General features: G+C 63.2%; 23 protein-coding genes, 1 pseudogene and 1 riboswitch. Of the genes and pseudogenes, 13 read left to right on the forward strand and 11 right to left on the reverse strand.

What is annotated here, in order from left to right:
- Nucleotides 1-26 precede the first annotated feature (26 nt).
- The 3 genes from CO676_RS13655 to CO676_RS13665 all read right to left on the reverse strand — a co-directional run bounded on the left by CO676_RS13655 (nucleotide 27) and on the right by CO676_RS13665 (nucleotide 2,121).
- On the reverse strand, nucleotides 27-944 hold the full coding sequence (locus CO676_RS13655) for an aldo/keto reductase (protein ID WP_097521441.1): 918 nt from the start codon (nucleotides 942-944) through the stop codon (nucleotides 27-29).
- 117 nt (nucleotides 945-1,061) lie between these two features.
- Nucleotides 1,062-1,544, reverse strand: a complete 483-nt coding sequence (locus CO676_RS13660; protein WP_097521442.1) for a VOC family protein — start codon at nucleotides 1,542-1,544, stop codon at nucleotides 1,062-1,064.
- 166 nt (nucleotides 1,545-1,710) lie between these two features.
- The gene (locus CO676_RS13665; protein ID WP_097521443.1) at nucleotides 1,711-2,121 is read right to left on the reverse strand and encodes a hypothetical protein; all 411 of its coding nucleotides are present in this window, start codon (nucleotides 2,119-2,121) and stop codon (nucleotides 1,711-1,713) included.
- A 305-nt stretch (nucleotides 2,122-2,426) separates the two neighbouring features.
- Here CO676_RS13665 and CO676_RS13670 point away from each other — a divergent pair, with 305 nt between their 5' ends.
- Nucleotides 2,427-5,402 carry an NAD(P)-dependent oxidoreductase gene (locus CO676_RS13670; RefSeq protein WP_097521444.1) on the forward strand — a complete coding sequence of 992 codons (2,976 nt, stop codon included), beginning with the start codon at nucleotides 2,427-2,429 and terminating at the stop codon, nucleotides 5,400-5,402.
- A gap of 17 nt (nucleotides 5,403-5,419) precedes the next feature.
- On the opposite strand, the gene CO676_RS13675 is transcribed toward CO676_RS13670, so the two are convergent.
- From CO676_RS13675 to CO676_RS13695, 5 genes are all read right to left on the reverse strand, one after another.
- Nucleotides 5,420-6,205: an SDR family oxidoreductase gene (locus CO676_RS13675; protein WP_097521445.1), complete on the reverse strand. Its 786-nt coding sequence runs from the start codon at nucleotides 6,203-6,205 to the stop codon at nucleotides 5,420-5,422.
- Nucleotides 6,206-6,256: 51 nt separating this feature from the next.
- Nucleotides 6,257-7,207, reverse strand: a complete 951-nt coding sequence (locus CO676_RS13680; RefSeq protein ID WP_097521446.1) for a sugar-binding transcriptional regulator — start codon at nucleotides 7,205-7,207, stop codon at nucleotides 6,257-6,259.
- Nucleotides 7,208-7,228: 21 nt separating this feature from the next.
- On the reverse strand, nucleotides 7,229-8,698 hold the full coding sequence (locus CO676_RS13685; protein WP_097521447.1) for an FGGY-family carbohydrate kinase: 1,470 nt from the start codon (nucleotides 8,696-8,698) through the stop codon (nucleotides 7,229-7,231).
- A gap of 79 nt (nucleotides 8,699-8,777) precedes the next feature.
- A complete protein-coding gene (locus CO676_RS13690) occupies nucleotides 8,778-9,746 on the reverse strand; it encodes a transketolase family protein (protein WP_014762256.1) in 969 nt (322 codons plus the stop codon).
- Nucleotides 9,746-10,555, reverse strand: coding sequence for a transketolase (locus tag CO676_RS13695; protein ID WP_097521448.1), 810 nt, complete (start codon nucleotides 10,553-10,555; stop codon nucleotides 9,746-9,748). The genes CO676_RS13690 and CO676_RS13695 overlap by 1 nt, the downstream gene beginning before the upstream one ends.
- 196 nt (nucleotides 10,556-10,751) lie before the next feature.
- Here CO676_RS13695 and CO676_RS13700 point away from each other — a divergent pair, with 196 nt between their 5' ends.
- The 11 genes from CO676_RS13700 to uxuA all read left to right on the forward strand — a co-directional run bounded on the left by CO676_RS13700 (nucleotide 10,752) and on the right by uxuA (nucleotide 22,491).
- Nucleotides 10,752-11,726: an ABC transporter permease gene (locus CO676_RS13700; protein WP_097521449.1), complete on the forward strand. Its 975-nt coding sequence runs from the start codon at nucleotides 10,752-10,754 to the stop codon at nucleotides 11,724-11,726.
- 121 nt (nucleotides 11,727-11,847) lie between these two features.
- Nucleotides 11,848-12,786, forward strand: a complete 939-nt coding sequence (locus CO676_RS13705; RefSeq protein ID WP_097521587.1) for a substrate-binding domain-containing protein — start codon at nucleotides 11,848-11,850, stop codon at nucleotides 12,784-12,786.
- Between the two features lie 29 nt (nucleotides 12,787-12,815).
- Nucleotides 12,816-14,303 (forward strand): sugar ABC transporter ATP-binding protein, encoded by a 1,488-nt coding sequence (locus CO676_RS13710; protein ID WP_097521450.1) that lies wholly within the window; start codon nucleotides 12,816-12,818, stop codon nucleotides 14,301-14,303.
- A gap of 17 nt (nucleotides 14,304-14,320) precedes the next feature.
- Nucleotides 14,321-15,109, forward strand: a complete 789-nt coding sequence (locus CO676_RS13715) for an SDR family oxidoreductase (protein ID WP_097521451.1) — start codon at nucleotides 14,321-14,323, stop codon at nucleotides 15,107-15,109.
- A gap of 60 nt (nucleotides 15,110-15,169) precedes the next feature.
- Nucleotides 15,170-15,318, forward strand: a riboswitch (FMN riboswitch).
- 113 nt (nucleotides 15,319-15,431) lie between these two features.
- Complete coding sequence (ribB, locus tag CO676_RS13720) at nucleotides 15,432-16,067, forward strand: 3,4-dihydroxy-2-butanone-4-phosphate synthase (RefSeq protein WP_097521452.1); 636 nt, start codon at nucleotides 15,432-15,434, stop codon at nucleotides 16,065-16,067.
- Nucleotides 16,068-16,366: 299 nt separating this feature from the next.
- Nucleotides 16,367-17,107: a FadR/GntR family transcriptional regulator gene (locus CO676_RS13725; RefSeq protein WP_097521453.1), complete on the forward strand. Its 741-nt coding sequence runs from the start codon at nucleotides 16,367-16,369 to the stop codon at nucleotides 17,105-17,107.
- Nucleotides 17,108-17,146: 39 nt separating this feature from the next.
- Complete coding sequence (locus tag CO676_RS13730) at nucleotides 17,147-18,121, forward strand: sialic acid TRAP transporter substrate-binding protein SiaP (RefSeq protein ID WP_014762248.1); 975 nt, start codon at nucleotides 17,147-17,149, stop codon at nucleotides 18,119-18,121.
- Between the two features lie 63 nt (nucleotides 18,122-18,184).
- The gene (locus CO676_RS13735; protein ID WP_041415011.1) at nucleotides 18,185-18,757 is read left to right on the forward strand and encodes a TRAP transporter small permease; all 573 of its coding nucleotides are present in this window, start codon (nucleotides 18,185-18,187) and stop codon (nucleotides 18,755-18,757) included.
- A 3-nt stretch (nucleotides 18,758-18,760) separates the two neighbouring features.
- The gene (locus tag CO676_RS13740) at nucleotides 18,761-20,167 is read left to right on the forward strand and encodes a TRAP transporter large permease (RefSeq protein WP_097521454.1); all 1,407 of its coding nucleotides are present in this window, start codon (nucleotides 18,761-18,763) and stop codon (nucleotides 20,165-20,167) included.
- Nucleotides 20,167-21,231, forward strand: a complete 1,065-nt coding sequence (locus CO676_RS13745) for an L-idonate 5-dehydrogenase (protein ID WP_097521588.1) — start codon at nucleotides 20,167-20,169, stop codon at nucleotides 21,229-21,231. The genes CO676_RS13740 and CO676_RS13745 overlap by 1 nt, the downstream gene beginning before the upstream one ends.
- A 63-nt stretch (nucleotides 21,232-21,294) precedes the next feature.
- The gene (gene uxuA / locus CO676_RS13750; RefSeq protein ID WP_097521455.1) at nucleotides 21,295-22,491 is read left to right on the forward strand and encodes a mannonate dehydratase; all 1,197 of its coding nucleotides are present in this window, start codon (nucleotides 21,295-21,297) and stop codon (nucleotides 22,489-22,491) included.
- On the opposite strand, the pseudogene CO676_RS13755 reads toward uxuA, so the two are convergent.
- The 3 genes and pseudogenes from CO676_RS13755 to CO676_RS36765 form a co-directional block, all read right to left on the reverse strand.
- Nucleotides 22,492-23,017, reverse strand: a pseudogene (locus tag CO676_RS13755) (efflux RND transporter permease subunit); the annotation flags it as partial.
- 201 nt (nucleotides 23,018-23,218) lie between these two features.
- Nucleotides 23,219-23,398, reverse strand: coding sequence for a hypothetical protein (locus CO676_RS13760; RefSeq protein ID WP_179875485.1), 180 nt, complete (start codon nucleotides 23,396-23,398; stop codon nucleotides 23,219-23,221).
- A gap of 382 nt (nucleotides 23,399-23,780) precedes the next feature.
- Entirely contained in the window at nucleotides 23,781-23,903 is a 123-nt protein-coding gene (locus CO676_RS36765; protein WP_014762241.1) for a hypothetical protein, read from the reverse strand.
- Between the two features lie 352 nt (nucleotides 23,904-24,255).
- Between CO676_RS36765 and asnB the strand changes: the two genes are divergently transcribed.
- Nucleotides 24,256-26,193, forward strand: coding sequence for an asparagine synthase (glutamine-hydrolyzing) (asnB, locus tag CO676_RS13770; RefSeq protein WP_097521457.1), 1,938 nt, complete (start codon nucleotides 24,256-24,258; stop codon nucleotides 26,191-26,193).
- Nucleotides 26,194-26,200: the final 7 nt, after the last annotated feature.

Genomic DNA, 26,200 nt, shown 5'->3' on the forward strand with positions numbered 1-26,200 from the left:
AGCGTCCCTGTCAGTCGGAAGGCTGCTCACAGCGCTTCCACATAGTCGATCATGCGCCGGCGCATCTTCTCGTCCGGCAGGTTGCCGCTTGCGGCCTCGAGGTTCCCGCGTACGTGGTCGACGCGGGTGGTTGCCGGAATCGCGCAGGTCACCGCCGGATGGGAGATGATGAATTTAAGCAGGAACTGCGCCCAGTTGCGGGCGCCCGTCTCGGCGAGCCAGTCCGGCAACGGCTCGTCCTCGAGTTGGCGGATCAGCTCGCCCTGCCGGAACGGCCGGTTGACGATGACGGCGATGCCTTTTTCCTGCGCCAGCGGCAGGATGCGGTCCTCGACCTTGCGGTCGAGAATATTGTAGGTGGCCTGGACGAAATCGATCGGCTGGCTTGCCATGATCCTTTCGATCTCGCCATGTCTGCGCTCCTCCGATGTCGTGATGCCGACATAGCGCAATTTTCCCGCGGCCTTCATTTCAATGAGAGCCGGCAGGTGTTCTTCCCAGGACACGAGGTTGTGGACTTGCATGAGGTCGAATTTGTCGACGCCCCAGTAGGCGCGCGACGCCTCGATCTGCGGGCCTCCCTGTTCCGGATCCGATATCCAGACCTTCTCTGCGGAAAACAGGTGCTTCGGATAGCCGAGCTTGCGAAGCCCGTAGCCGATCGTTGGCTGGGAAGAGCTGTACATAGGCGAGGAATCGATCATCCGACCGCCGCCCTCGAAGAAGGCGGCGATCACGTCGGCGCATTCGTCCTTGAGCACCGGATCGTCGCCGACGTTGAAGGTGATCCAGGTACCGAGACCGACCAGCGGCATCGGTTCTTTCGTTGACGGAATCGGCCTCGTGAGGATGCCGGCCGACTGGCCAAAAGCCAGCCGCGGCGCGAGCGGCAGCAATATGCCGAGACCGAGCCCCTGAATGGTCGCGCGCCGAGTGAACGCCATCGGTCGGCCTCCTCATTGCCTTTGCGGGAGTGATCGGGCGGATAATGAACCTGCTTGCAGCGGCGCTGAAGCCACGAATTCGTGATTGAACCGACCCGACCACCCAGAAGCCAGCGCTTAGTCCGGTACCCTAAAGGCGCGCTCGAGCGCGGCAATGTCGAGCTTCACCATGCCGAGCATGGCTTCGGTTGCGCGTTTGGCCCGGTCGCGATCGGGACTGGACATCATCTCGCCGAGAACCCGCGGCGCGATCTGCCAGGAGAGACCCCAGCGGTCCTTCAGCCAGCCGCATTGCTCCGCCTCGCCGCCATGGGCGAGGAAGGCGTTCCAGATGCGGTCGATCTCCTCCTGACTGTCGCACTCGACCAGGATCGAGAAGGCGTGGTTGAAGGGATCGAGAGGTCCGGCTTCCAGCGCGATGAAATTCTGCTCGTCCAAGGTGAACTCGATCACCTTGACGCTGCCGGGAGGCCCACTCGGCGTCTCGGCGGGCACGCTCGTCTCGCCCGAAATGGCTGACTTCGGAATGAGCGAGACGTAGAAATCCACCGCTTCGCGAGCTTCCTTGGCGAACCAGAGATGAGAAACAATCCTGGGCATCGAACAATCTCCTCTGACATGTCCAATGCCATGAAGACGTGCCGGCCTGCTGGAAACCGACAGCTTGGCTCAAAAAACGCACGTGAAGCCAAGCCGCGGCTGTCGCTGTTTTAGCCTCGTGCGCTGGCGAATTGTCGATCCTTCCCGATCCCCGGAAGCGGCCCTGTTACCAGGGTCGCCAGCCACTCGACCAGTAGCGCTCCTTCAACTCGCTCAAACGATCCTCGATGTCGGAGATCACGTCCTCGATGCGCGAGGAGCGCCGTGCGTACCAGGACGGACGGCTGGTGCTTGCCAGGATCAAGCCGATGAGGCCAACCAAGGCGATGGCAGTCCAGGCCGGATGCTCCCTTGCCATCTCACCGGCCCTGCGGCCCGTGTCCCTGACCGTATTGGCGACCGCCCTGCCGGAGGGGATGCCGAGATCGGCGAGCGTGTCTTTCAGCGCATCGACCTGATCACGAAGCCACCGGACTTCCTCTTCCATGCTCTTTTGATTGGGAGCTCCGACCGTGCCGGTCTTGGTATCGACGACGCCGCGCGGGACAGCGGAGCCGATTGGTTTTTCCTGTGCCATTTGCTGATCCTCCATTTCTGGGCCCGTGAGGTGGTCCCCGAGAGGAAAACGGCGACCGGCCTTTGGAGTTCCTTTGTATGGACCGGTGGCCCGGCTGCGTGCGGAATCCGCGCCATGGTGCTGCACTCCGCCGTGGATCGTGCCTGCGTTCGAGAGCTGCCAGCGCCGGCGCGGCAGCAATCCTTCAAAACAGGCGCGCGCCGATGACGCATTCCGCGTGCTGTTCGACGCATATGGGGTCTTTTTTCTGACGTGTTCGATCCACTATCCGCGCATTCTCACGCCTCGAAAACAGAAGGCAGATCATGACGAATATCGCGCAGATGCAGGAACAGCGACTGACGGCACTCCAACTGACCCGGAATGGCGCGCCGAGGCTGCCGTCGAACCCGTTCTTCGGCGTCGGCCCGATTACCGATGCGACCACCGACGAAGTGGACAGCCGCCTGCGGCGCATAGCCTTCGATGCCTGGATCGAGAAGACCTATCGCAAGTTCGACGACAGGGGCAACGACATCGGCGGCTTCACCACCGCCGAGATTTCCCGCAGCATGCACCGCGGCTATCCGGCAGATAAGATCCTGACCGACATGATGCGGGCGATCCATCGCTATTTCGGCTTTCCGAAGACGAACCGCATGGCAGTGGGGCTCGGCGGTGGCCACAGCGGCTACACCGTCTGCGTCCAGCACCTGATGAACGCCAATGACGCCTCCCAACGCGTCTATGTCGATACGCCGCAGCCAGAGAGCGATCCGTCGAAGGCCGCCGGCTTCTTCCGCCAGTCCTGGGCCACCCAGCTGATCGAGATGCAGCGCTTCGCCGAAAAGGGCTGCGAGAGCCGCATCCATTTCGCCGGCTCCGAAGGCGTGATCCCGACGGCAGCCGAGCTCTCCGCCCTCGGCGTTTCGATCTTCGTCGGTGTCGGCCACGAGACGACCGGGGCCAATGCCTATACCAGCGACGAGGTCCGCGAGCTTTTGAACTGGCTCGACGGCGATCCGGCAAACCGCCATGCGGTGTTCGATGCCACCTCGATGCTCGGCGCGATGCCGTGGGAGCCCGAACTGGTCGAAGCCGTGATGGCGAAGTGCTGCCTGTTCATGCCGTTCCAGAAGGCGATCGGCGGCGTGTCCGGGTATTTTGTCGCGTCCTTCACGCCGCATGCCCTGGCCCTGATCGAGAAGAACCAGCAGGACCCTGCCTGGGCGATCCCGCGCCAGCTGAAGATTGCGCCGCCGGTCGATCCCCGGCAGCCGCTTTCGGCCAGGCGCTCCGTCGATGCCGGGCCATTCTATGATGCCGCCGAAGACCGCATGCTGGGCGGCGTCATCAACACCTACAGCGCGCTCGCCTTTGCCGAGACCACCTTCGGCCTTTTGCAGTCGGAGGCTCGAGTCGGCTCTGTCGTCGAGCTCAACCGCCGCTCTGCCGCCAATCGCAAGGTGATCGACGAGTGGGTCAGGTCGCATCCGCTTCTGTCGCTGACCGTCACCGATGCTGAGCGGCGCGGCGCGGCGGTGACGCTGCTGAAGGTCGAAGACGAGGGCATCACCGATCCCGACATTCACGCCCGCATCATCGCCCGTTCGAAGCAGTTGCTCGGCTATGAGGGCATTACCCATCCGAACGGCGAATACGAGCCTGGCCTCGACGCGGCCCGCTACGTCAATGCCTTCCCGGGAACACCCGGCGACTACCGCGCCTGGGTTGGTGGCATCCGCGAGCCGGAAGATGTCGTGGCGCTGCTGGAGAACCTGCAATACGCCTATCTGCGCGCCAAGATCGTCGTACTCGAAGAGGAACTGGCGAAGAACGGCGTCACTTTCGAGGCGCCGGCCAAGGTGAACGGGCCTGTCCGCAAGGACGATCCGGCGCGCGCCTATACGGTGCTGATCGCCGATCTGGTCGGCCTGCGCTTCGGCACCGACGGCCAGCCGGATCACAGCGAAATCAAGGCCTATATCGAGGAAAAGGGCGGCGTCTTCCATCTCGGGCCGCTCGGCGACCGGTCGGCGCTCGAGAAGGGCCGCATCCACTTCTTCTACCAGCCGAACCTCAGCACCGAAACGGAGATCCTGCCGCAGACCGACGAGGGCCAGTACGACGCGCTGATCGCGGCTGCGACCTTCATCCCGAAGGCCTCCGTCTTCCCGCTCGGCGGCGTGCGCATCGGCGCCGGCACCGGCAACATGGGCTCGGCCTCCTGGGGTGGTGGCAACGGCGAGGGGGGCGACGCGCCGCTGATGAACACGCCGGGCATCAACAGCCGGGCGACCGCCCAGATGGCGATGAAGGCGATCCTGAGGGTCGTTCCCGACCTGCCGGTCGACAGGCTGCACCGGATGGTCGTGGATGGCGACTTCGACACCGGCCGTCAGCTCAAGGATTTTCCGACCGCCAAGCTCGAGGGGCGAAAGATTGCCATTCTCGGCTACGGTAATATCGGCCGCGAAGTCGCCAAGCTCGCCAAGGCCTTCGGCATGAAGGTGGCGGTCTACGCCCGCGAGCATCACAAGCGCTGGATCGAGGCGGAAGGCTTCGAATATGCCGCCAATCCGGTTGCAGCGGCGAGCGGCGCCGACGTGCTCTCCGTCCATATCGGTCTTGGACGCCTGGATGCGGCGACCGGGATCTATTCCAACGCCGGAACCGTCGATGGGACGGTGCTCGCCGCAATGAACGACGGCGCGGTGCTGGTCAACTACGACCGGGGCGAGGTCGTCGATGCCGCCGCACTCGACGCGGCGTTGACGTCCGGCAAGATCGTGCATGCGGCGATTGACGCCGACCTCTTCAAGGACGCCGCGACCGGCAGGCTCAGCGGACCAATGCTGCCTTACCTGCCGCTCGAAGAGCGTCACAAGGGCAAGCTGGAGCTGCTGCCGCATGCGGCAGCCGACACCGACCATCCTTCGCGGGTGACCGGTGCGAAGCAGGCGGTCGACCAGATCTTCGACGTCATCCGCTTCAAGTCGGTCACCAATCTCAAGGGTGACCTGCCGGAGGGCTACGTGTCGGCCGGCAGCCGTACGCCCGCCGGCATCGGCCGGGTGACGAAGCAGGCGGTCACCGAGGTCGGTGGCAAGGCGGAGCTCCTGAAGGAACTGCGGCAAACCTCGGAAAAGGTCGCGGCGATCGTCGGCGCGCTCTCCGCCGTATCCGATCCGGACCATCGCGGCCGGATCATCGATCGCTACACCGGCCTGTTGGTCGAAAGTGCCGACCGGCAGCGGGCGCTGCTCGACCAACTCGGCCTCTATGGTCCGGCGGAGGCGTGAGACCTGTTGACCCAAGCTCAGGACATGATCAATCCACCATCGACGTTGATTGTCTGTCCGGTAATGTAAGCGGCATCTTCCGACGCCAGGAAAGCGACGAGGGCGCCGACTTCGGCAGGCGTTCCCGCCCTGCCCATCGGAATGCCGCGGACCCATTCGGCCATAAGTTCGCCCGGGCCGTATTCGCCGAGCATTTCGCCCCAGACCCGGTCATTATAGTCCCACATCTCGGTGTGGATGATGCCGGGGCAGATCGCGTTGGCGGTGATGCCTTCGCGGGCGAGCTCCTTGGCAAGGCTTTGCGTCAGACCGACGACGCCAAACTTCGAGGCGGCGTAGTGCGGGGTGTAGATGAAACCCTGGCGGGCCTGGCCGGAGGCGGTGTTGATCAGGCGGCCCTTCGTGCCGCTGGCGCGGAAGCGGCGGATCGCCTCCTGGCAGCACAGGAACACGCCCTTGGTGTTGACGTCGAGGTTCAGGTCCCATTCGTGCTCGGTGAGGTCTTCGACCTTGGCGATGGTGATGACGCCGGCATTCTGCACCGAAACGGCGATGGGGCCGAGATTCGACTCGGCCGCGCCGTAGGCGTCCTGCACGGCCTTGGCGTCGGTCACGTCCAGCACGAGGCCGATCACGTCTGCGCCGGTTTCCTGCGCGAGCGCCTCGGCGGCCGCCGGCGTGTCGTTCTCGATCGCAGCGATCGCGACCTTGGCGCCTTCACCGGCAAAGCGCTTGGCGATGCCGCGGCCGATTCCTTTGTTGCCGCCGGTGACGAAAACCGTCTGGCCTGCAAAACGTCTCATGGTCTTTCCTCCATAATGCGCAAGCAGGCCAAGGGCTGATCTCGGGTAAGATCAGGCCGTCAGCCTTGCTGCGGTGAACTTGTCGGTGACGAGCACATCGACAACGCCCAGTTTCAGGGCGCCTGCGATGGCCTTGGTTTTCGATTCGCCGCCCGCCAATGCCATGACGCGGTCGGCTTTCCTGAGATCTTCGAGCGAAATCCCGATTACCCGCTCGTTGAGCGGCGTTTCGACCGGCTTTCCGTCCCTGTCGTAAAAGCGGAAGGAAATTTCGCCGACGGCGCCGGCCTCGTTCAGCATGGCCAGTTCCTGACGGGAGAAGACGTTGCCGGAGCGGGCGAGGAGTTCGGACGGCTCCACCGCACCGATGCCGACGATCGCAAGGCTGAGGCGGCCGAATAGGTCCATCGTCTCGCGCACGACCGGGTCGGCCAGCATGACGAGTTTTGCCTCGCGCGAGGAGGTGATGCCCTGAACGAGCAGCAGCCGCGGCTCGCCGCCGGTCAGTCTCGCAAGACGCGCCGTCAGCTGCGTGGCGTGAGTCTGGACCGACGCGTCCCCCATGCCGCCCAGGATTTGCACGATGTATTTGGCTTTGGCGTTCTTCAGCGGGTGGATGTTGTCCACCATGCGCAGGATTGTCTGGCTCCAGCTCGAGACGCCGATGATCTCGTCCTGCTGCAGGGTAACTTCGACGAAATGAGCGGCTGCCTCGCCGATTCGCGCCATGATTGCGCCGTCGCGGTCCTCGGAACAGTCGATGACGATCGCCTCGGTCAGGCCGTATCGGTCACGCAGCGCGGTTTCAAGTTCGGCGAAAGTGCCGGGCGGCGGAATGACGGTGGTGCGGACGATATCTTCCTGCTCGGCCCGCTTCAGCATGCGCGAAACGGTCGCCTGCGACATGTGCATGATCTCGGCAATGTCTGCCTGCCGTTTGCCTTCGACATGATACATCTGCGCAACTCGGGCGATCAGTCGCAGCTCGTTGAGCCGTCCCATCGGGTCCTCCAGGGTGAATTTTTATTCACTCATAGTTGAAGGCGCGGAAAGGGTCGAGCGGTAGATTGCGTCCTGCCAGACCAGAAGCCTTTCCGTGGCGTCGCAAGCACGCGGAACAAGGGCATTGCCGGCGCGCGGCAGCGCGGCAATGGCGGCAAGATCGGGCCAGACGTCCAGTGAAAGACCCGCCAGATAGGCCGCGCCGAGGGCGGAGGCCTCGGGCGCGTCGCACTGGGTAATGACGTGGTTCAGAGTATCGGCCACGCACTGCATCAGGAAGGTGTTCTTGCTCGGCCCGCCATCCGCATAGAGGTGACCGAGCGGCGTCGGCGACTGCGCCGAGATGACCTTGAAGACATCATGGACCTGAAAGGCCATCGAATCCGTCACAGCGCGGGCCATCTGGGCGCGGGTCGTGTTGAAGGTGATGCCGGAGAACAGCGCCCGTGCATCCGCCTGCCAATAGGGTGCGCCGAGGCCCACGAAGGCCGGCACGAAGCCGGGGCCGCCGGGCTCAGCCGTTGCGGCAAGATCGGTCAGGGCTTGCACATCCGGCAGGCCGAGCATCTCGACCATCCATGGCAGAGCTGCGGCCGAGACGAGGATATTGCCTTCGAAGGCATAGGTCGGCTGGCCGCCGATCGACCAGGCGATTGTCGTAGTGATGCCCTGGTGCGGCGCGACGAAGCGGGGCAGCGTCGTCATGATCGACGAGCCGGTTCCGAAGGTCACCTTGCCGTCGCCGGGATTGAAGGCACCGTGCCCGAAGAGCGCTGCATGGCTGTCGCCGATGGCCGAGGCGATCGGAATACCATCCGGGAGCCCGGGCACATTTCTGGTCACGCCGAAGCGGGACGCGCTGTCGCGCACCTCGGGCAGAGTGGATTTAGGCACGCCGAACAGGTCGCAGAGCTCGTCGCTCCAGGCCTGACGGTTGAGATCGTAAAGCTGGCTGCGGGCGGCATTGGCGGCGTCGCAGGCATGCACCGCGCCATCCGTGAAGCAATGGATCAGCCAGGCGTCGATCGTACCCAGCCGGACCTCGTGTCCGGCGGGGACGCGATCGAGCAGCCATTTCATCTTGGGGCCGGGGAACATCGGGTCGATGGGGAGGCCGGTGAGCGCCTGGACGCGGGCGGCATGGCCCGCCGCGATCAGTTCGGCGCAGGCCGGCGCGCTGCGGCGGCATTGCCAGCTCACCACCGGGCCGAGCGGCTTGCCCGTTGCGGCATCCCAAACGGTGACCGACTCGCGCTGGTTGGAAATCGCGATGCCCAGGACGTCGACGGCAGGCCCGGCCTGCAGACAGGCGGCAATCGCCTCCTGCACCGATTCCCATATGCGCAGCGGGCTCTGCTCCACCCAGCCGGGCTGCGGGTGCTCGATGCCGACCGAAGACGAACCGCGCGACAGGATTTCTCCGCTCGTCGAAACGAGCACGGCCTTTGAATTCGTTGTGCCCTGGTCGATGGCGAGAATGGCGGTCGTCATGGCGGCTCCGGAAGAAATGGGGGCGCGGCGACAGGGAGGCTTTGCCGCGGCGCCCGGCACGAACTCTAAACGGGCAATATCAGACGCGTGAAGACTTCCGTGCGATCAGCGCCACGGCCGCTTCGGCAATGGCGGCGGGGGACATGCCGAATTCGTCGAGCAGGAACTCGGCCGAGCCGGTGGGGGCGAAGATGCCCGGAACGCCGAGGATCTTCATCGGCACGGGCGCTTCGGCCACTACGAATTCGGCAATGGCCGAACCGAGGCCGCCGATGATGGAATGTTCTTCCGCCGTCAGGATGGCGCCGGTTTCGCGGGCAGCGGCCACCACCGCCTCGACGTCGATCGGGCGGACCGTCGCCATGTTCAGCACACGCGCCTCGATCCCTTGCTCCGCCAAGAGGTTGGCCGCTTTCAGCATGCGGTGGGTCAGCGTGCCGTTGGCGACGAGGGTGATCGCGTCGCCGTCGCGCAGCCGGTTGGCCTTGCCCAGTTCGAACCTGTGTCCGGCCGGCAGCACGTCCGGGACCCCGACCCGCGACAGGCGGAGGAATACCGGCCCGTCGTAGTGGGCAGCCCATTCGACGGCCGCGGCCGTTTCGATCGCGTCGCAGGGCGCGATCACCGGCAGGTTCGGCAGCACGCGCGTCCAGGCGAAATCCTCGATGGAATGGTGCGTGGGGCCAAGCTCGCCATAGGCCATGCCGGAGGAAATACCGATCAGCTTCACATTGGCGTTGGAATAGGCGATGTCGGCCTTGATCTGCTCCAGCGACCGGCCGGTCAGGAAACAGGAGGCGCCGCAGACGAAGGGCAGAAGCCCGCCATTGGCAAGGCCGGCGCCGACGCCCACCATGTTCTGTTCGGCGATGCCGACATTGACCAGTCGCTCCGGCCACTTGGACTTGAACCCTCCGAGCTTGGAGGAGCCGACGGAGTCGTTGCAGACGGCCACGATCCTGGAATCGTCGGCGCCAAGGCGTTCCAGCACGGCAACGAAGGCATCGCGGCAGTCGTGCAGCTTGGGAGAGCTCATCACGTCTTTCATCACAGGACCTCCGAAAGCTCAGCGACGGCCATCTCGTATTGTTCGGCGTTGGGCACCTTGTGGTGCCAGTCGACCTTGTCCTGCATGAAGGAAATGCCGTGGCCCTTGTTTGTGTGAGCGACAATGCAGTGCGGGCGGTTGCTGCGCGATTCCAGCGCCGGAACGATCTCATCCATGGCGTTGCCGTTGATCTCGGTGACATCCCAGCCGAAGGCTTTGAGCTTGGCGGGGAAGGGGGCGAGATCGTTGGTGTCCTTCAGCGTGGCGCCCTGCTGAAAGCGGTTGTGATCGATGATCAGCGTCAGATTGTCGAGGCCGAACTGGGCCGCTGCGGCGATGGCCTCCCAGTTCGATCCTTCCTGCATCTCGCCGTCGCCGGTCATGACATAGGTGCGGTACTTGGCGTCGGTCAGCTTGGCGGCCTTCGCCATGCCAACCGCGACTGGCAGTCCGTGGCCAAGCGGCCCGGTATTGGTCTCGACGCCCGGAACCTTGTTGCAGTTCGGATGTCCGTTCAGTCGCGAATGCGGCTTCAGAAACGTACTGATCTCTTCCTCGGGCAGAAAGCCGCGCTTGGCGAGCGTCACATAGAGCGCCAGCGCCACATGGCCTTTCGACAGCACGAAACGGTCACGGTCCGGATGCTTCGGCTGATCGGGCCAGATTCGCAGCACGCGGAAATAGAGCGCCGTCAGAATGTCGATGGCGGACATTTCCCCGCCGATATGGCCAGCGCCGGCTTCGAAAACCGCCTGCAGATCGCGAAGTCGGATCTGTCGAGCGATGCGGTCGAGATCGTTCGGCTGCATGAATTCCTCGTAGCGAATAAATATACAGAGGTATATATATTTACACGCTATGGCGGCATGTCAAGTGGGAAAGCGCGACTAGCGACAGCGAAACAATTTGACACAACACGTTTCAATCGTGTACGCATTTACAGACGGCCATGAATATTTATGCTTAAGCTGCTTTGAGGAGGCCGAAGTAGGAGAGGAGGGCGCCATGCTTGCGACAGCGACGCAAAGACAAGGGTTCGCAGGCGGGATGTTTGCCTCGATGAGAGGGGCCACGGGTCCGCTGATCGGTCTCATCGTCCTGTGTCTGTTTCTCACCTTCGCGAGCGACAAGTTCCTTTCGATCAGGAACTTCCTCAACGTGCTCGATCAGATCACCGTATTGGGCATCATGGCCGTTGGCATGACCTTGGTCATCCTGATCGGCGGCATTGACCTTGCCGTCGGTTCGGTCATGGCGCTTGCGATGATGGTCCTCGGCTATCTGAACGTCGTTGCCGGCGTGCCGATGTGGCTGGCCATTCCGCTCGCTCTGCTGTCCGCTTCGCTGAACGGCCTGGTCGCGGGCGTTCTCATTACGCGCTTCAACGTGCCCGCCTTCATCGCGACGCTTGCCATAATGTCGATTGCCCGCGGCCTTGCAAACATGATCACCGACGGCCAGCAGATCATCGGTTTTCCGGCCTGGTTCAACACGATGGCCATCGTGCGCTTCGGCGGCTTCCTGACGCTGACGGTGGCGGTGATGCTGGTGGTCTTCGTTGTCGGCTTGCTCTACCAACGCTATCGCCACGGCGGGCGCACCCTCTACGCCATCGGCGGCAATGCCGAAGTGGCGCGGCTTGCCGGCATCAACGTTCAGCGGGCGACCGTGCTTGTCTACGTTGTGTGCAGCTTCCTGGCGGGGCTGTCCGGCATGGTTCTGGCGGCGCGCCTGGACTCGGTCCAGCCCTCATCCGGCGTCTCTTACGAGCTCGACGCCATCGCCGCGGTCGTCATCGGCGGCACGTCGCTGTCCGGCGGCACGGGCGGAATCGGCGGCACCATCATTGGCGTGCTCATCATCGGCATTCTGCGCAACGGACTCAACCTGCTGAGCGTATCCCCGTTCATGCAGCAGGTGATCATCGGCGGCGTCATCGTCCTGGCGGTCACCGCCGAGACCTATCGCAAGCGGAAATAGTCTGTTCGCCCCGTTCGCGAAGTCGAAGGCGGGGCAGTGAAAACGGTCCGCAATGGTGCGGGCCGGCAAAAGGGAGGTGGCCTCCTGCAAAGCCGGGAAATCCACCAAAGGAGGAGAAACCATGAAATTGACCAAACTGCTGCTGGCGGCAACCACCGCTGCGGTCCTGATGTCCCCGCTCGGTGCATCTGCCGCGGAGGTCAAGAAGATCGGCCTCGCCGTTCCGAACCTTCAGGCGGACTTCTTCAACCAGATCAAGCTCGGCGTCGAGAAATACGCGAAGGAAAAGGGCATCGACGTCGTTGTGGTCGATGCGAAGAACGACACGGCCACGCAAGTCAGCCAGGTGCAGGACCTGATGACGCAGGACATCAACGCGTTCATCTACATTCCGGCCGGTGCGGCCGCTGCTGCCGTGCCGACCCGCCTTGCCCGTGAAGCCGGCATCCCCGTGATCAATGTCGACCGCGTTCCGGAGGGAGCGCCGGGCGATACCTTCATCGCCGGCGAGAGCGTTGATTCCGCCTATGCCGTCTGCAAGCACATCATCGAAAAGGCTGGCGGATCGGGCAAGATGGCGATCATCCACGGCCAGAAGGGCACGACGCCGGAAGTCGACCGCTTCACGGGCTGCAAGCGCGCCATCGATGAGAATCCGAGCGTGGAACTCGTCTCCCAGCAGTGGAGCAACATGTGGTCGGCGGACGAGGGCTTCTCGATCGCGCAGAACATGCTGCAGGCAAACCCCGACATCAAGATCATCTTCGGCCAGGCGGACGGCCTGGCGATGGGTGCGGCCAAAGCCGTGGACGTTGCCAATCTCTCCGACAAGGTCATCATCGGCGGCTATGACGGCGACGTCTCTGCTCTCGAATATCTTGCCAAGTGCAAGGGTCCGTTCATCGCCACTGCCACGCAGAGCACGCAGAAGATGGGCGTTCTTGCCGTTGAATCCGCGCTTGCCGTGGCCGCCGGCCAGAAGGTGGAAGAGCGACAGACCCCGAACGCCGTGCTGACGACCTGCGAGAACGCTCCGGAATTCGTGAAGAGTCACCCGTAACCTGTCTCGATACGAAAGGCTGAAGCGCCATGACAACCCGCTCTCCTATCCTGTCGCTCCGTGGAATCCAGAAGTCCTACGGTGCGATCGAGGTCCTGCACGGTGTCGACCTCGACATTTATCCGGGAGAGGTCGTGGCGCTACTCGGTGAAAACGGTGCCGGAAAGTCGACCCTGTCGAACATTATTTCCGGCACCGTGCAGCCGTCCGCCGGTGAAATGTCCTGGCTTGGGGCAGCCTATGCTCCCGCCAATCCCCGTGCTGCGATGGACGAGGGGGTCGGGATGATCCATCAGGAGCTGAAACTGCTCCCGAAGCTGTCCATCGCGGAGAACGTTTTCGTAGGCCGCTATCCGATGAAGGCGGGTCGGGTCGACCGCAGGGCCATGGAGGAACGGGCGCGCAGCGGACTCAAGCGGCTCGGTCTCGATGTCTCGCCCGACCGCCTCGTCGAGGGCCTTTCGACCGGCAAGCAGCAACTCATCGAAATTGCCAAGGCGTTGACGCTCAATGCCCGCCTTTTGATCCTGGACGAGCCGACCGCCGCGCTTGGCGGCGAAGAAACCCAACTCCTCTTCCAGCAGATCGCACGGCTGAAGTCGGAAGGTGTGGGCCTCGTCTACATATCGCACAGGCTGGAGGAAATCCGCCAGATCGCCGATCGCATCGTGGTGATGCGTGACGGTGCCAAGGTGAAGGAATTCGACAGCGGCGATGTGCCAATCCGCACCATAGTCGAGGCAATGGTCGGGCGTTCGCTCGAGCGCATGTTCCCCGCCCTGCCGGCGCCTCAGGAAGAGGTGACGCTTGACGTGCGCAACCTCACCTCGCCGACGAATGCATTCCGGAATATCAGCTTTTCAGTCCGCAAGGGCGAAGTGTTCGGCATCGCCGGCCTCATGGGCGCCGGCCGCACCGAACTCGTGCGCGCCTTGACCGGCGCCGATCCGATTTCCGGTGGCGAGGTTCTCCTGCATGGCAAGGCCGTCACGCCCCGCTCGCCCATCGACGCGATCCGCAATGGGATCGTTCTCGTGCCGGAGGACCGCAAGCTTCAGGGCGTGGTGCTCGATCATTCGATCGCGGAGAACATTGGCTACGCCAACTTCGGAGAAATCGCTCGCAAGGGCTGGATTTCCTCGCGCCGTCTCCACCAGTTCGCCGACGAGTACATCAGGAAGTTCGGCGTGAAAGGCCGTGGTCACCAGAACGCGGGCGAGCTTTCCGGCGGCAACCAGCAGAAAGTGGTGCTCGCCAAATGGCTTGCGCGCAAGCCGCAGGTCGTGGTGCTCGACGAACCGACGCGCGGCATCGACGTCGGCGCTCGATCGTCGATCTACGATCTCGTCATGGATCTCGCCCACCAGGGCGTCGCTGTGATCGTGGTCAGTTCCGATCTCGAAGAGGTTCTCGGGGTCTCAAATCGAATCATGGTCATGGCACAGGGCAGACAGACCGGTATCCTCGACCGCAAGGAGGCAAACGACGTCTCGGTCATGGAACTGGCAACCATCTAAACGAGGAATACGTCATCATGTCCGAAATCACGCTCAACGCGCCCAAGCTATTCGATCTCTCCGGAAACGTCGCCCTCGTGACGGGCGCTGGCAGCGGCATCGGCCAACGCATCGCTATGGGGCTGGCGCAGTTAGGGGCGGAGGTTGCTCTGCTCGATCGCCGCACCGACGATGGGCTCGCGAAGACGGCGGAATTCATCGCCAGCACGGGGTGCCGCAGCATCCAGATCGCCGCCGACGTGACCAGTGGTGCGGCGCTCAACGAGGCGGTCGCCCGCACGGAAGTCGAGCTGGGCGCGCTCACTCTCGCCGTCAACGCTGCCGGCATCGCCAATGCCAATCCGGCTGAGGAAATGGAGGAAAGCCAGTTCCAGACGATGATGGACGTCAACTTGAAAGGCGTTTTCCTGTCCTGCCAGGCGGAAGCCAGGGCGATGCTGAAGAACGGCCGCGGGTCGATCGTCAACATCGCCTCGATGTCCGGCGTGATCGTCAACCGTGGCCTGAACCAATGCCACTACAACGCCTCCAAGGCCGGCGTCATCCATATGACGAAATCGATGGCGATGGAATGGGTGGGCCGCGGCATCCGCGTGAACACGATCAGCCCCGGCTACACGGCCACGCCGATGAACACGCGGCCGGAAATGGTGCATCAGACCAAGCTCTTCGAGGAGCAGACGCCGATGCGGCGCATGGCGACTGTCGACGAGATGGTCGGGCCCGCCGTTTTTCTTCTTTCGGATGCGGCGACGTTCGTTACCGGCGTCGACCTTCTGGTCGATGGTGGCTTCTGCTGCTGGTAAATATCGCGAGGCCGGCCGGAGCCGGCCTCTTGCTTTTTACCGCAGGAATTCCGTATCTACGTTTGTACTCAGGGCGGGGTGAAAATCCCCACCGGCGGATATCCGGAGCGATCCGGGAGCCCGCCAGCGCTTCCACAGATAGTGGAGGGTCAGCAGACCCGGTGAGAGGCCGGGGCCGACGGTTACAGTCCGGATGGAAGAGGACAATGCCTGCAAAACCGCTCCTTACCGGGCGGCGCGGGCTTGTTCGCCCAAGGGATGAATAGCGGCTGAAACGCCGCGGTTTAACGCCAATGCTGGCTACCCTTGAAAGGCAAATGGAATGGCAATCTCGAAAATTGAAGACGCAATCGCGGCACTGGCGCGCGGCGGCATAATCGTCGTCGTCGATGACGAGGACCGGGAGAATGAAGGCGACATCATCGTGGCATCGGACGCGGTAACGGCTGGAACGATCGCTTTCATGATGAAGCACGCCCGTGGGTTGATCTGCGTTGCGATGGAAGGAGAGCGTCTTGATGCGCTCGAAATTCCCCTCATGGTTCCGCAAAACACCGAGCTGCATAAAACTGCATTCACAGTCTCCGTTGATTATCTGCCCGGAACCACCACCGGGATTTCCGCAGCCGATCGGGCCGCGACGGTTCAAGCCCTCATGAATCCCGCTGCGCGTCCGGCGGATTTCGCCCGGCCTGGGCATATCTTCCCGTTGCGGGCGCATCCCAGGGGTGTGCGCGGCCGGCCGGGGCATACGGAGGCCGCAGTGGACCTGGCACGCCTCGCCGGCAGGTCCCCATCGGGCGTCATTTGCGAAGTTGCCAACGACGATGGAACGATGGCTCGGCTTCCCGAGCTCGTCCTGTTCACTGAAACGCACCGGCTTCCCTTGATCACCATCAGGGACCTGATCGCCTATATTGGAGGCCAGCAGCCGGCTGACGCGGCGCAGGCTGCGTAATCCGGGTCAGCGTTCACCTTGGAGGCAATCACTACCTCCAACGGTTCAAAGGATCCTCCGCCAAGCGGCGGCGCGGGCTCACGCGCGGCTTGCCGATCTGGCGGAACGAGCTCACATATGCCCGCCGGAGTGGCAGGAATCGTGGTGATGCCCTTTTCGCTGCAGTGAGCCGAACCCCGTTGTTTTGAACAACAACAACAACAATTGACTTTAGAAACGCCGCGCGTATTCTATGCCAATTGGTATGACCACTTGGCCACCAGCCGCGAACCTGCCGTGTGGCCTGCAGCGAGGATGCGATGTTCTCTGCCGTGGAATCGCGCCGCCTGTATCGGCAGGTGGCGGACCAGATGCGAGGCCTGATCGAACGGGGTGAACTGGCGCCTGGTTCCCGGCTTCCGGCTGAGCGGGAGCTTGCGCAGAAGCTGGGGGTGTCCCGCCCGACCGTTCGGGAAGCACTGATCGTGCTCGAGGTCGAAGGCTTCATCGATATCCGCATGGGGTCGGGCATCTATGTCACGGCGCGGCATGCCCCCTCGGCCGATGTGCCGCCGGAGGATTTCGAGGGTCCGTTCGAATTGCTGAGGGCCCGGGCCGTGGTCGAATGCGCAATCGCCGAGGAGGCGGCCCGACTGGCGCGCGCCGAACATATCGAAGTCCTCGACGACAACCTCGCGCGGATGGCCGCCGCGCTCGAAGATCGGCGCCAGGCGCTCGCCATCGATCGCGAGTTCCATGTCATCGTCTCGAGCATCATCGCCAATCAGACGCTGAACCGCTTCGTCGGCAGCATCCACGACATGCGCATGACGCCCTATTTCGAGAAGCTCGCCAGCTATTTCGAGAACACCGGGACCTGGCGGGCCGCGATGGAGGAGCATCGCGCCATCCGCGATGCGATCGCCGCGGGCGATCCGGCTGCCGCACGGGCCGCGATGCGCGCGCATCTCGATCAATCTCAGCTTCGCCTGTCGGCCAGCTTCGGGGAGGAGTCGTCCGACAGCACGATACCGGCCGCATGGAGGCGTGCCGAAAATTAGTAAAGCATGCATTGATTTCACTTTGGGAGGAGAAAGAAGATGAAGGCCAGACTATTAACGCTATTCGGCGCAACCGCCGCCATCCTTGGTTCGGCCCTCGCCGCACAGGCCCAGACCGTGCTCAAGTGGGCGCATGTCTACGAGACCTCTGAGCCGTTCCATACCGAATCGGTCTGGGCCGCCGAGGAGATCGGCAAGCGCACCGAGGGACGTTACAAGGTCGATGTCTATCCGGCCTCGCAGCTCGGCAAGGAAGCGGATCTGAACCAGGGTTTGAAGCTCGGCACGGTCGATATCATCATTTCCGGTTCGAGTTTCGCGGCGCGCGAATATGCGCCGATCGGCGTCACCTATTTCCCCTATACGTTCCGCGACCCCGCCCATCTGATCGCCTATACCAAGAGCGATGTCTTCAAGCGCCTGGCAGCGGGCTACGAGGAGGCCTCCGGCAACCACATCACCGCGGTCACCTATTACGGCACGCGCCAGACCACATCGAACCGGCCGATCGCCAAATGCGCCGACATGCAGGGCCTGAAGATGCGCGTGCCCGATGTCCCGGCCTATCTCGCCATGCCGCGGGCCTGCGGCGCCAATACGACGCCGATCGCGTTCGCCGAGGTCTATCTGGCTTTGCAGAATGGCACGGTCGAAGCCCAGGAAAATCCGCTGACGACGATCGAGGCGAAGAAGTTCTTCGAAGTGCAGAAGCATATCGTCCTGACCGGCCACATTGTCGACCACCTGAACACGGTCGTCTCGAAGTCGCTGTGGTCGCAGCTTTCCGATGCCGACAAGCAGATTTTCACCGAGGTGATGCAGGAGGCTGCCGAGCGCGGCACCAAGATCATCGAGGAGCGTGAGAACGCTCTCGTCAAGACCTTCAAGGAGCGCGGCATCGACGTGAGCGAAGTCGACAAGGCTGATTTCGAGTCGACAGTGATGGAGAAGGTGGCGCTGGAGGACTTCGGCTACAAGAAGGAAGACTGGGAGGCCATCCGCGCCGTCAAGTGAATCCTAGATGCCGGCCGCACGCCATGCGGCCGGCATCCGCCAACCCTTTGCCGGATGATCGCCATGTCCCAGGAAGTCCACTTGCAAGTGACGCCGGAGGAAATTGCCCATTCCTTCGACGAGGCCCCGCCCGCCGCGGATATTTCGAGCTATGCCTTCGAGGATTGGGTGACGCTCGCCATCTTCTGGATAATGACGGGGTGCGTGTTCCTGCAATTCTTCACCCGTTACGTGCTCAATGATTCCTACGCCTGGACGGAGGAGATCGCTACCAATTGCCTGATCGGCGTCGTGTTCCTGGGCTCCGTCATGTGCGTGCGCGTCTCGCGGCACATCCAGGTCGACGTGCTCTATCACTATTTACCGGGGCCGGTGGCGCGGGCGATGGCGATCTTCGTCGATCTCGTGCGCATAGGCTTCTTTGCCTATGGCTGCTGGCTGATGTGGCGCTACGTGTCGATCGTCGCCCATGAACGCATGGTGACGGTCGATCTGCCGCGCAACATCGTCTTCTACAGCGTGATGGCCGGCTTCGTGATGATGCTGGTCCGCTCGATCCAGGTCTTCGTCGCCAATCAACGCCGCGGCTATTCGGTTCTCGAAAAGCCCGAGGAATTCCAGAAGGTCGAGGGCTGATCCATGCTCCTGCTCGTTGGTTCGTTTCTGGTGCTGATGGTGGTCGGTGTGCCCGTCGCCATCTCCATGGCCGTGGCGTCGGTGCTCTATCTGGTCTTCTACAATGTCGCGCCCGACATCATCGCGGCACAGCGGATGATCGCCGGCGTCGAGAGCTTTCCGCTCTTGGCGGTGCCGTTCTTCATCCTGGCCGGCAACCTGATGAATTCAGCCGGCGTCACCGGCCGCATCTATTCCTTCGCCGTTGCGCTCGTCGGCTGGATGAAGGGTGGGCTGGCGCAGGTCAACATCATCGGCTCGGTGATCTTTTCCGGCATGTCGGGCACGGCGCTTGCCGATGCCGCCGGCATCGGTACGATCGAGATCAAGGCGATGAAAGATCACGGCTATCCGGTGGAAACCGCCGTCGGGGTCACCGCCGCGTCGGCGACGCTCGGTCCGATCTTTCCGCCGTCGCTGCCCTTCGTCATCTACGGCATGATGGCGAACGTCTCGATCGGCGCGCTGTTCATGGCCGGCATCGTGCCCGGCGTGGTGATGACCGTGCTGATGATGCTGACGGTGGCGGTCTTTGCCTACAAACGAGGATGGGGTTCGGACACGCCTTTCGAGATCACGCGCCTGCTGTCGGCTTCGCTCGAAGTGGTCGTCGTGCTTGCGGTGCCTGTCGTCATCTATCTCCTGATGTCGGCCGGCCTCTCGTTGAACGCCGCCGTCGGCCTCGCCCTTCTCGCGCTCCTCGCGCTTGATTGGTACTTCGATTTCTCCGCGGTCATGGCGCTGATGACCCCGGTCATCCTGATCGGCGGCATGACGATGGGCTGGTTCACGCCGACGGAAGCGGCCGTGGCCGCCGTTCTCTGGTCGCTGTTCCTCGGTCTGGTTCGCTACCGGACGATGACGATGTCGACGCTTGCCCGGGCGACCTTCGACACGATCGAGACGACCGCATCCGTGCTGTTCATCGTCACCGCCGCCTCGATCTTCGCCTGGCTGCTCACCGTCAGCCAGGCGGCCCAGTTGCTCTCGGGTGCGATCCTGACCATCACCGACAACAAGTGGGTGTTCCTGATCCTGGTGAACCTCTTGATGCTGTTCGTCGGCTGCTTCCTGGACACGATCGCGGCGATCACCATCCTCGTGCCGATCCTCTTGCCCTTGACGGCTCAATTCGGCATCGATCCGGTGCATTTCGGTCTGATAATGACCCTCAACCTGATGATTGGCCTGCTTCACCCGCCGCTCGGCATGGTGCTTTTCGTGCTGTCGCGGGTGGCCAAGCTTTCGGTCGAGCGGACGACCATGGCGATCCTGCCCTGGCTCCTGCCGCTCTTCATCGCACTCATCCTGATCACCTTCGTCCCGGCGGTCACGCTGTGGCTACCTGGTGCAGTCGGGCTGATCCGATGATGGTGGGAGCAATCAGGCAGGCGCGTGTCGCCCGGCTCTACGGCCGGCGCGACCTGCGAATGGAGGTCACGGAGGTCGCCGAGCCCGGCGAAGGCGAGGTCCTCTTGAAGACGGCGACCGGCGGCATTTGCGGCTCCGATCTGCACTATTATCAGGACGGCGGCTTCGGCCCCGTCCGGGTGCGGGAGCCGATCATCCCCGGTCATGAAGCAGCGGGCCGTGTCGCAGCGCTCGGGGCTGGCGTCTCCGGGCTCATGATCGGCGAGCTGGTAGCGGTCAATCCGAGCCAGCCCTGCGGCACCTGCCGCTATTGCCAGGAAGGACTGACAATCCATTGCCTGAACATGCAGTTTATGGGCAGCGCGATGCGCTTGCCGCATACGCAGGGCATGTTCCGTGACTGGCTTATCGTCCCGGCCCGCCAGTGTTTTGCGGCGGGGATTCTTGTCAGTGCCGGCGAGGCGGCCTGCGCGGAACCGCTGGCCGTCTGCCTTCACGCGGTTGCGCAGGCGGGTGACCTCACCGGCAAACAGGTGCTCGTTACCGGGGCCGGGCCGATCGGTGCGCTCGTCGTCGCGGCCGCCCGCCACGCGGGAGCGGAGGCGATCGTCGTCACCGACCTCGCCGATGCGGCGCTCGGGCGCGCAAGCGCCATGGGCGCCACGCGGGTAGTCAACGTCGGCCGCGAGCCGGCGGGTCTGGCCGAATATGAGATCGACAAGGGCCAGTTCGACGTCGTCTTCGAGTGCTCCGCCGCCGAGCCGGCGCTGCGCGGGGCGATCGCTGCCGTCCGGCCGCGCGGCCTGATCGTACAGGTCGGGGTCACGGGCGACATCACCGTGCCGCTCAATGCACTCGTCGGCAAGGAGTTGCGGTGGATTGGATCGCAGCGGTTCCACGATGAATTCGCTCAGGCCGTCGCGCTCATCTCCGACCGAACAATCGATGTCCGGCCGATCATTTCCCATGCGTTCCCGATCGATCAGGCGGTCCACGCCTTCGAGCAGGCCGGCGACCGCACGGCAGCCTGCAAGGTGCAACTGACTTTTCTGTCCTGGTTCTAAGAGAGCGGGATGCAGGCGGAAAACCGCTCGCACTTTACTTCGTCCCGCTCGGAAGGAGTTCATATGCGACATACGTGGCGGTGGTTCGGACCGGTCGACCGGGTGAGTGTCCAGGACGCGGCGCAGGCCGGCGCGCAGGGCATCGTCAGCGCCCTGCATCACATCCCGACCGGCGACGTCTGGCCGGTCGAGGAGATCGAAAAGCGGCAGCGAGAGGTGCGCGAGGGCGGCCTGGAGTGGGAGGTGGTCGAAAGCGTCCCGGTGTCGGAAAGCATCAAGACGCAGACCGGTCCCTGGCGCGAGCACGTCGCCAATTGGCAGGAGACATTGCGCCGCCTCGCGGCGGCCCGTATTCGTACCGTCTGCTACAATTTCATGCCGGTGCTCGATTGGACGCGCACCGACCTGCGCTGGACCACCCGTCACGGCGCCAAGGCCATGCGCTTCGACCGGATCGATTTTGTCGCCTTCGACCTCTATCTGCTGCAGCGGCCGGGCGCCGTCGAAGACTATGACGCGGCAACGCGCGAAGAAGCGGAGCGGCGCTTCCGCGAGATGACCGAGGAGCGGCGGCTTGGCCTCTCCCGCAATATCGGCGCGGGGCTTCCGGGCTCCGCCGATGGCTACAGCCTGCCGCAGCTTCGGGAGCACTTAGAGACCTACGCCGGCGTCGGCCGTGACAAGCTGCAACGGCACTTCGTCGATTTCCTTGCCGAAGTGACGCCGGTCGCCGAACGGGTCGGCATCAATATCTGCGCCCATCCCGATGATCCGCCATGGCCGCTGCTCGGCCTGCCGCGCATTCTCTCGACCGCCGAGGACTATGCCTTCATGCTGCGGGAGGTCGACAGCCCGGCCAATGGCGTCACCTTCTGCACCGGCTCGCTCGGCGCTCGCGCCGCCAACAACCTGCCGGCGATGGTCCGCCAGTTCGCGCCACGCATCCATTTCACTCATCTCCGAAATGTTCGCCGCGAGGAGGAGCGGACGCCGTGTTCGTTCTATGAGGACGAGCATCTGGAGGGGGACACCGACATGGTGGCGGTGATCGCCGAACTGCTCGTCGAGGAGAAGCGCCGGCGCGCCGCCGGACGGGCGGATCACCAGATTCCGATGCGGCCGGATCATGGTCAGGAGATTCTCGACGATCTCTCCCGCGGCGCCCAGCCCGGCTACCCGGCGATCGGCCGGCTGAAGGGGCTGGCGGAACTGCGCGGCATCGAACGGGCCCTGTCGCATGCCACCCACGGACTGTCCTGATCACGAAACGGCCGTCTGCGGCCTTCGCGGCCCGAACAGCCGTTTGATGCCGCGCGCGAGGGCCTCCATGTAGAGGTAGATCACCGGCGTCACGAACAGCGTCAGCGGCGAGACGAGCAGGCCGCCGACGACGGCGACGCCCAGCGGCTGGCGCAGTTCTGCGCTGGCGCCGCTGCCGAGCGCGATAGGTAGCGTGCCCATCAGCGCGGCGAGGGACGTCATCAGGATCTGCCCGCAACCGCATCAGGCAAGCCCGGTGGATCGCATTTCGGGGAGTGAGGCCGTCGCGCTGCAGCGAGAGCGCTACGTCGAACATCATGATCGCATTCTTCTTGACGATGCCGATCAGCATCAACAGCCCGATGACTGCGATGATCGAAAGGTCGAAGCCGCCAAGGCTGATCGCCAGGAGCGCCCCGCATGCTGCCAACGGCAGGCCGGAAAGGATCGTCAGCGGGTGGATGAAGCTCTCGTAGAGAATGCCAAGCACGATATAAATCGTCAGGATCGCGCCGAGGATAAGCCAGGTGCCATGGCAATGCCGGCCAACGTGCAGCTCACAGCAACCGTAGCGATGAGGACCCGGCTAGACATCGGCGGCGCTCCTTTCGCGGAAGTGGGATCGTGGTGATCTCGTTCCTGCGCGCATCGGAGACCTACGAGGCTACCGATGGCGCAACAAGCATCTAGAAGAAGCGGGGCGCGCGTCTAGTGTTATTGCAATAGGTTACGAAGATTTTGTCCGGCCCGCGAGCGGGTCGGCAAGTTCGGAGCCGGCCGTGTCGTCAATATTTTGCTCATCAGGCCGATTGGCCTCGATCTCCAACTTGTGCACGGCGCGACGGAGGTGCTGCCATTCCTTCTCGAAGCGCAGGAACACCTCCGTCGACATGAATCTTGGCTGCATATGACCTCCTCGCGCTGCGTCAGGAAACACGCAAACGCTATTGTTGGTTCCGTGCCATTTGCGGATGCGGCCGATAATTGTTACCGAACGCCAGTGGCGCCGCGCCGCTGCAATTCCGGGGCAAATAGGTGAACCACGCAGCTGCTGATCGGTTATGCGGCGGGTCCACCTATCGCCCCCTCGAACTGGGGAGGCCGCCGCGCAGCGAGTGCGGATTCGACGGCCTCAGGCAGTGTGCCTCAGACAGGATTCCACTCCCGGAGGGGGCTCTCGTCAAGGTTTAGAACTTACATAATTCGAGCTACAGGTTACATCGGACAGACAGAAAGATATCCAAGCCCGTGTCTTGCTATCAGGCCAGCGGGAGCGCGAGGCACTATCGTCAGATGGACTGCAAGGTCCAGGATGTGGCAGCAAGAATCAGGCCAACCGTCAGCACAATGGCGATGCCGTATTTCATCATCTTCATCCGGCGCGTGCGTTCGCCGGTCCAATCGTAGCTCATCATGCGCTCCGAACGATATTGCGCTTCGACTGCGAAAATTGGACCGAATTTCTTAATAAAAAGGAAACCACGTTCTTCGTCGGCGCTCCGTCGGGTGCCCATGGAATCAAGGGGCTTGATCGTGCGCAGTTCATCTGGGGCGTTTTAAGTATAAATTTAGCAAAAAACCTATAAATGTTAAATTTATATACTCGGGGAAGTCTCGGAATTACAATTCCTCCATCATCAATATTCGATGTGCCTCCAGTTGATTTATTTACCATCATTGGAGAAATCTAGAGCGGGTTAACTCTTGCTCCGCGCATTCCGTCTATACATTCAACGCGGTTGCGGGCGTGAGAGCGATTTTCATATGTGTGGTTTCAGCGGCTATTTTGGTTCGATACGGGACGGAAGGGCGCTTCTCGAAAGCATGACGGCCGCGATTGCGCATCGGGGGCCGGATGAGCAGGGCATTTTCATTGCGCCCGAAGCAGGGCTGGGCCATGTGCGGCTTTCCATAGTCGGGCTCGGCGACGGCCAGCAGCCGATGTCTGATGCGAGCGGCGAGCTGACGATCGCCTTCAACGGCGAAATCTTCAACTATGTGGAGCTCAGGGACGAACTTCGCGCCAAGGGCCGCCGCTTCCGCACCGCGAGCGACACCGAAGTCATCCTCCACCTTTATGCCGAGATGGGCGAGGAGTGCGTGTCGTTGCTCAACGGCGATTTCGCCTTCGCCATCTGGGATGCCCGTTGCCGCCGGATGATACTGGCGCGCGACCGCATGGGTGTGCGCCCGCTTTTCTATACCGCGTATGGCGGCACGTTCTACTTCGCTTCCGAGGTCAAGGCGCTCCTTCAGGTGCCTGGCGTTTCGGCGGAGATCGACCCGATCGCGCTCGACCAGATCTTCACCCTCTGGGCTCCGATCGCGCCGCGCACGCCGTTCCGCAACATCCTCGAGCTTGAACCGGCGCACCTGATGATCGTCGATCAGCATGGCGTCACGACGAGACCTTACTGGCAACTGCAATATCCGGACCGGGATCAGCCGCCCGTCTACGTGGACGAAGGAAGTGCCGCAGAGGAGTTGCGCGCCCTCTTGACCGACGCGACCCGTATCCGCATGCGGGCCGACGTACCGGTCGGCGCCTATCTGTCCGGCGGGCTCGATTCCTCGATCGTCTCGGCGCTGGCCGCCGGCATGACGCCGCAGCGGCTTCGGACCTTCTCGGTTACCTTCGACAGCGCCGAGCACGACGAAAGCGCCTTCCAGCTGGAAATGGCTGCGGCGCTCGGCACGCAGCATAGCGCGATCGCTTGCCGCACCGGCGACATCGCAAAATCCTTTCCGGACGTCATCCGCTTCACCGAGAGGCCGATCATCCGCACGGCGCCGGCCCCCCTCTATCAATTGTCCGGGCTGGTTCGGGAGGCGGGGCTCAAGGTCGTGCTGACCGGCGAGGGCGCCGACGAGGTGTTCGCCGGCTACGACATCTTCAAGGAAGCCCGGGTGCGCCGCTTCTGCGGACGGCAGCCAGGCTCGCGCATCAGACCGCATCTCTTCCGCAAGCTCTATCCCTATCTGCCGGGCCTCAAGCAGCAATCGCCGGAGTATCTCGCCGCCTTTTTCGGCGCCGGCGACGCGCCGCTCGACGACCCGCTCTTCTCGCATCGCCCGCGCCTCAAGGGCACGGCCGCGACGAAACTGTTCTTCTCCGGCGACCTGCGCGCGCAACTAAAGGACTACGATGCGGCTGACGAACTCATCGGCCGGCTGCCACAGGATTTCGGTCGATGGCACCCACTGCATCAGGCGCAATATCTCGAAAGCCGCTTCCTGTTGCCCGGCTACATCCTCTCCAGCCAAGGCGACCGGATGGCGATGGCCCACGGGATCGAGGGTCGCTTCCCCTTCCTCGACCATCGGCTGGTCGAGTTTGCGGCGAAGCTGCCGCCGGAAATGAAGCTCAAGGGCCTCACGGAGAAGCATATCCTGCGCGAAGCGACGAAGGACCTCTTGCCGGCTGTGATCGGCAAACGGGTGAAGCAGCCCTATCGCGCACCCGACAGCCATTCCTTCAGCGGCACCGGCGAGCTCGATTACGTCCGCGGAGTGTTGAGCGAGGATGCAGTCGCCGAGGGCGGCCTCTTCAATGTCAGGGCGGTGACGAAGCTCTACGAGAAATGCCGCGCGCGCCCGGCCTCGGGCTTCCGCGACAACGCCGCCTTCGTCGGCATTCTCTCGACGCAGCTGTGGCTGCAGACATTCACCGGCGCCGGCATCGGCAAGGCCGAAGCGGCCTGAAACGGAA

This window comes from Sinorhizobium sp. BJ1, assembly GCF_002531555.1.
GTDB classification, from domain to species: Bacteria; Pseudomonadota; Alphaproteobacteria; order Rhizobiales; family Rhizobiaceae; genus Sinorhizobium; species Sinorhizobium fredii_B.

Bases quoted from the DNA above. Each gene is read 5' to 3' on its own strand.
- CO676_RS13655 (WP_097521441.1), bottom strand. From the start codon at position 944: ATGGCGTTCACTCGGCGCGCGACCATTCAGGGGCTCGGTCTCGGCATA.
- CO676_RS13660 (WP_097521442.1), bottom strand. From the start codon at position 1,544: ATGCCCAGGATTGTTTCTCATCTCTGGTTCGCCAAGGAAGCTCGCGAA.
- CO676_RS13665 (WP_097521443.1), bottom strand. From the start codon at position 2,121: ATGGCACAGGAAAAACCAATCGGCTCCGCTGTCCCGCGCGGCGTCGTC.
- CO676_RS13670 (WP_097521444.1), top strand. From the start codon at position 2,427: ATGACGAATATCGCGCAGATGCAGGAACAGCGACTGACGGCACTCCAA.
- CO676_RS13675 (WP_097521445.1), bottom strand. From the start codon at position 6,205: ATGAGACGTTTTGCAGGCCAGACGGTTTTCGTCACCGGCGGCAACAAA.
- CO676_RS13680 (WP_097521446.1), bottom strand. From the start codon at position 7,207: ATGGGACGGCTCAACGAGCTGCGACTGATCGCCCGAGTTGCGCAGATG.
- CO676_RS13685 (WP_097521447.1), bottom strand. From the start codon at position 8,698: ATGACGACCGCCATTCTCGCCATCGACCAGGGCACAACGAATTCAAAG.
- CO676_RS13690 (WP_014762256.1), bottom strand. From the start codon at position 9,746: ATGAAAGACGTGATGAGCTCTCCCAAGCTGCACGACTGCCGCGATGCC.
- CO676_RS13695 (WP_097521448.1), bottom strand. From the start codon at position 10,555: ATGCAGCCGAACGATCTCGACCGCATCGCTCGACAGATCCGACTTCGC.
- CO676_RS13700 (WP_097521449.1), top strand. From the start codon at position 10,752: ATGCTTGCGACAGCGACGCAAAGACAAGGGTTCGCAGGCGGGATGTTT.
- CO676_RS13705 (WP_097521587.1), top strand. From the start codon at position 11,848: ATGAAATTGACCAAACTGCTGCTGGCGGCAACCACCGCTGCGGTCCTG.
- CO676_RS13710 (WP_097521450.1), top strand. From the start codon at position 12,816: ATGACAACCCGCTCTCCTATCCTGTCGCTCCGTGGAATCCAGAAGTCC.
- CO676_RS13715 (WP_097521451.1), top strand. From the start codon at position 14,321: ATGTCCGAAATCACGCTCAACGCGCCCAAGCTATTCGATCTCTCCGGA.
- ribB (WP_097521452.1), top strand. From the start codon at position 15,432: ATGGCAATCTCGAAAATTGAAGACGCAATCGCGGCACTGGCGCGCGGC.
- CO676_RS13725 (WP_097521453.1), top strand. From the start codon at position 16,367: ATGTTCTCTGCCGTGGAATCGCGCCGCCTGTATCGGCAGGTGGCGGAC.
- CO676_RS13730 (WP_014762248.1), top strand. From the start codon at position 17,147: ATGAAGGCCAGACTATTAACGCTATTCGGCGCAACCGCCGCCATCCTT.
- CO676_RS13735 (WP_041415011.1), top strand. From the start codon at position 18,185: ATGTCCCAGGAAGTCCACTTGCAAGTGACGCCGGAGGAAATTGCCCAT.
- CO676_RS13740 (WP_097521454.1), top strand. From the start codon at position 18,761: ATGCTCCTGCTCGTTGGTTCGTTTCTGGTGCTGATGGTGGTCGGTGTG.
- CO676_RS13745 (WP_097521588.1), top strand. From the start codon at position 20,167: ATGGTGGGAGCAATCAGGCAGGCGCGTGTCGCCCGGCTCTACGGCCGG.
- uxuA (WP_097521455.1), top strand. From the start codon at position 21,295: ATGCGACATACGTGGCGGTGGTTCGGACCGGTCGACCGGGTGAGTGTC.
- CO676_RS13760 (WP_179875485.1), bottom strand. From the start codon at position 23,398: ATGCAGCCAAGATTCATGTCGACGGAGGTGTTCCTGCGCTTCGAGAAG.
- CO676_RS36765 (WP_014762241.1), bottom strand. From the start codon at position 23,903: ATGAGCTACGATTGGACCGGCGAACGCACGCGCCGGATGAAGATGATG.
- asnB (WP_097521457.1), top strand. From the start codon at position 24,256: ATGTGTGGTTTCAGCGGCTATTTTGGTTCGATACGGGACGGAAGGGCG.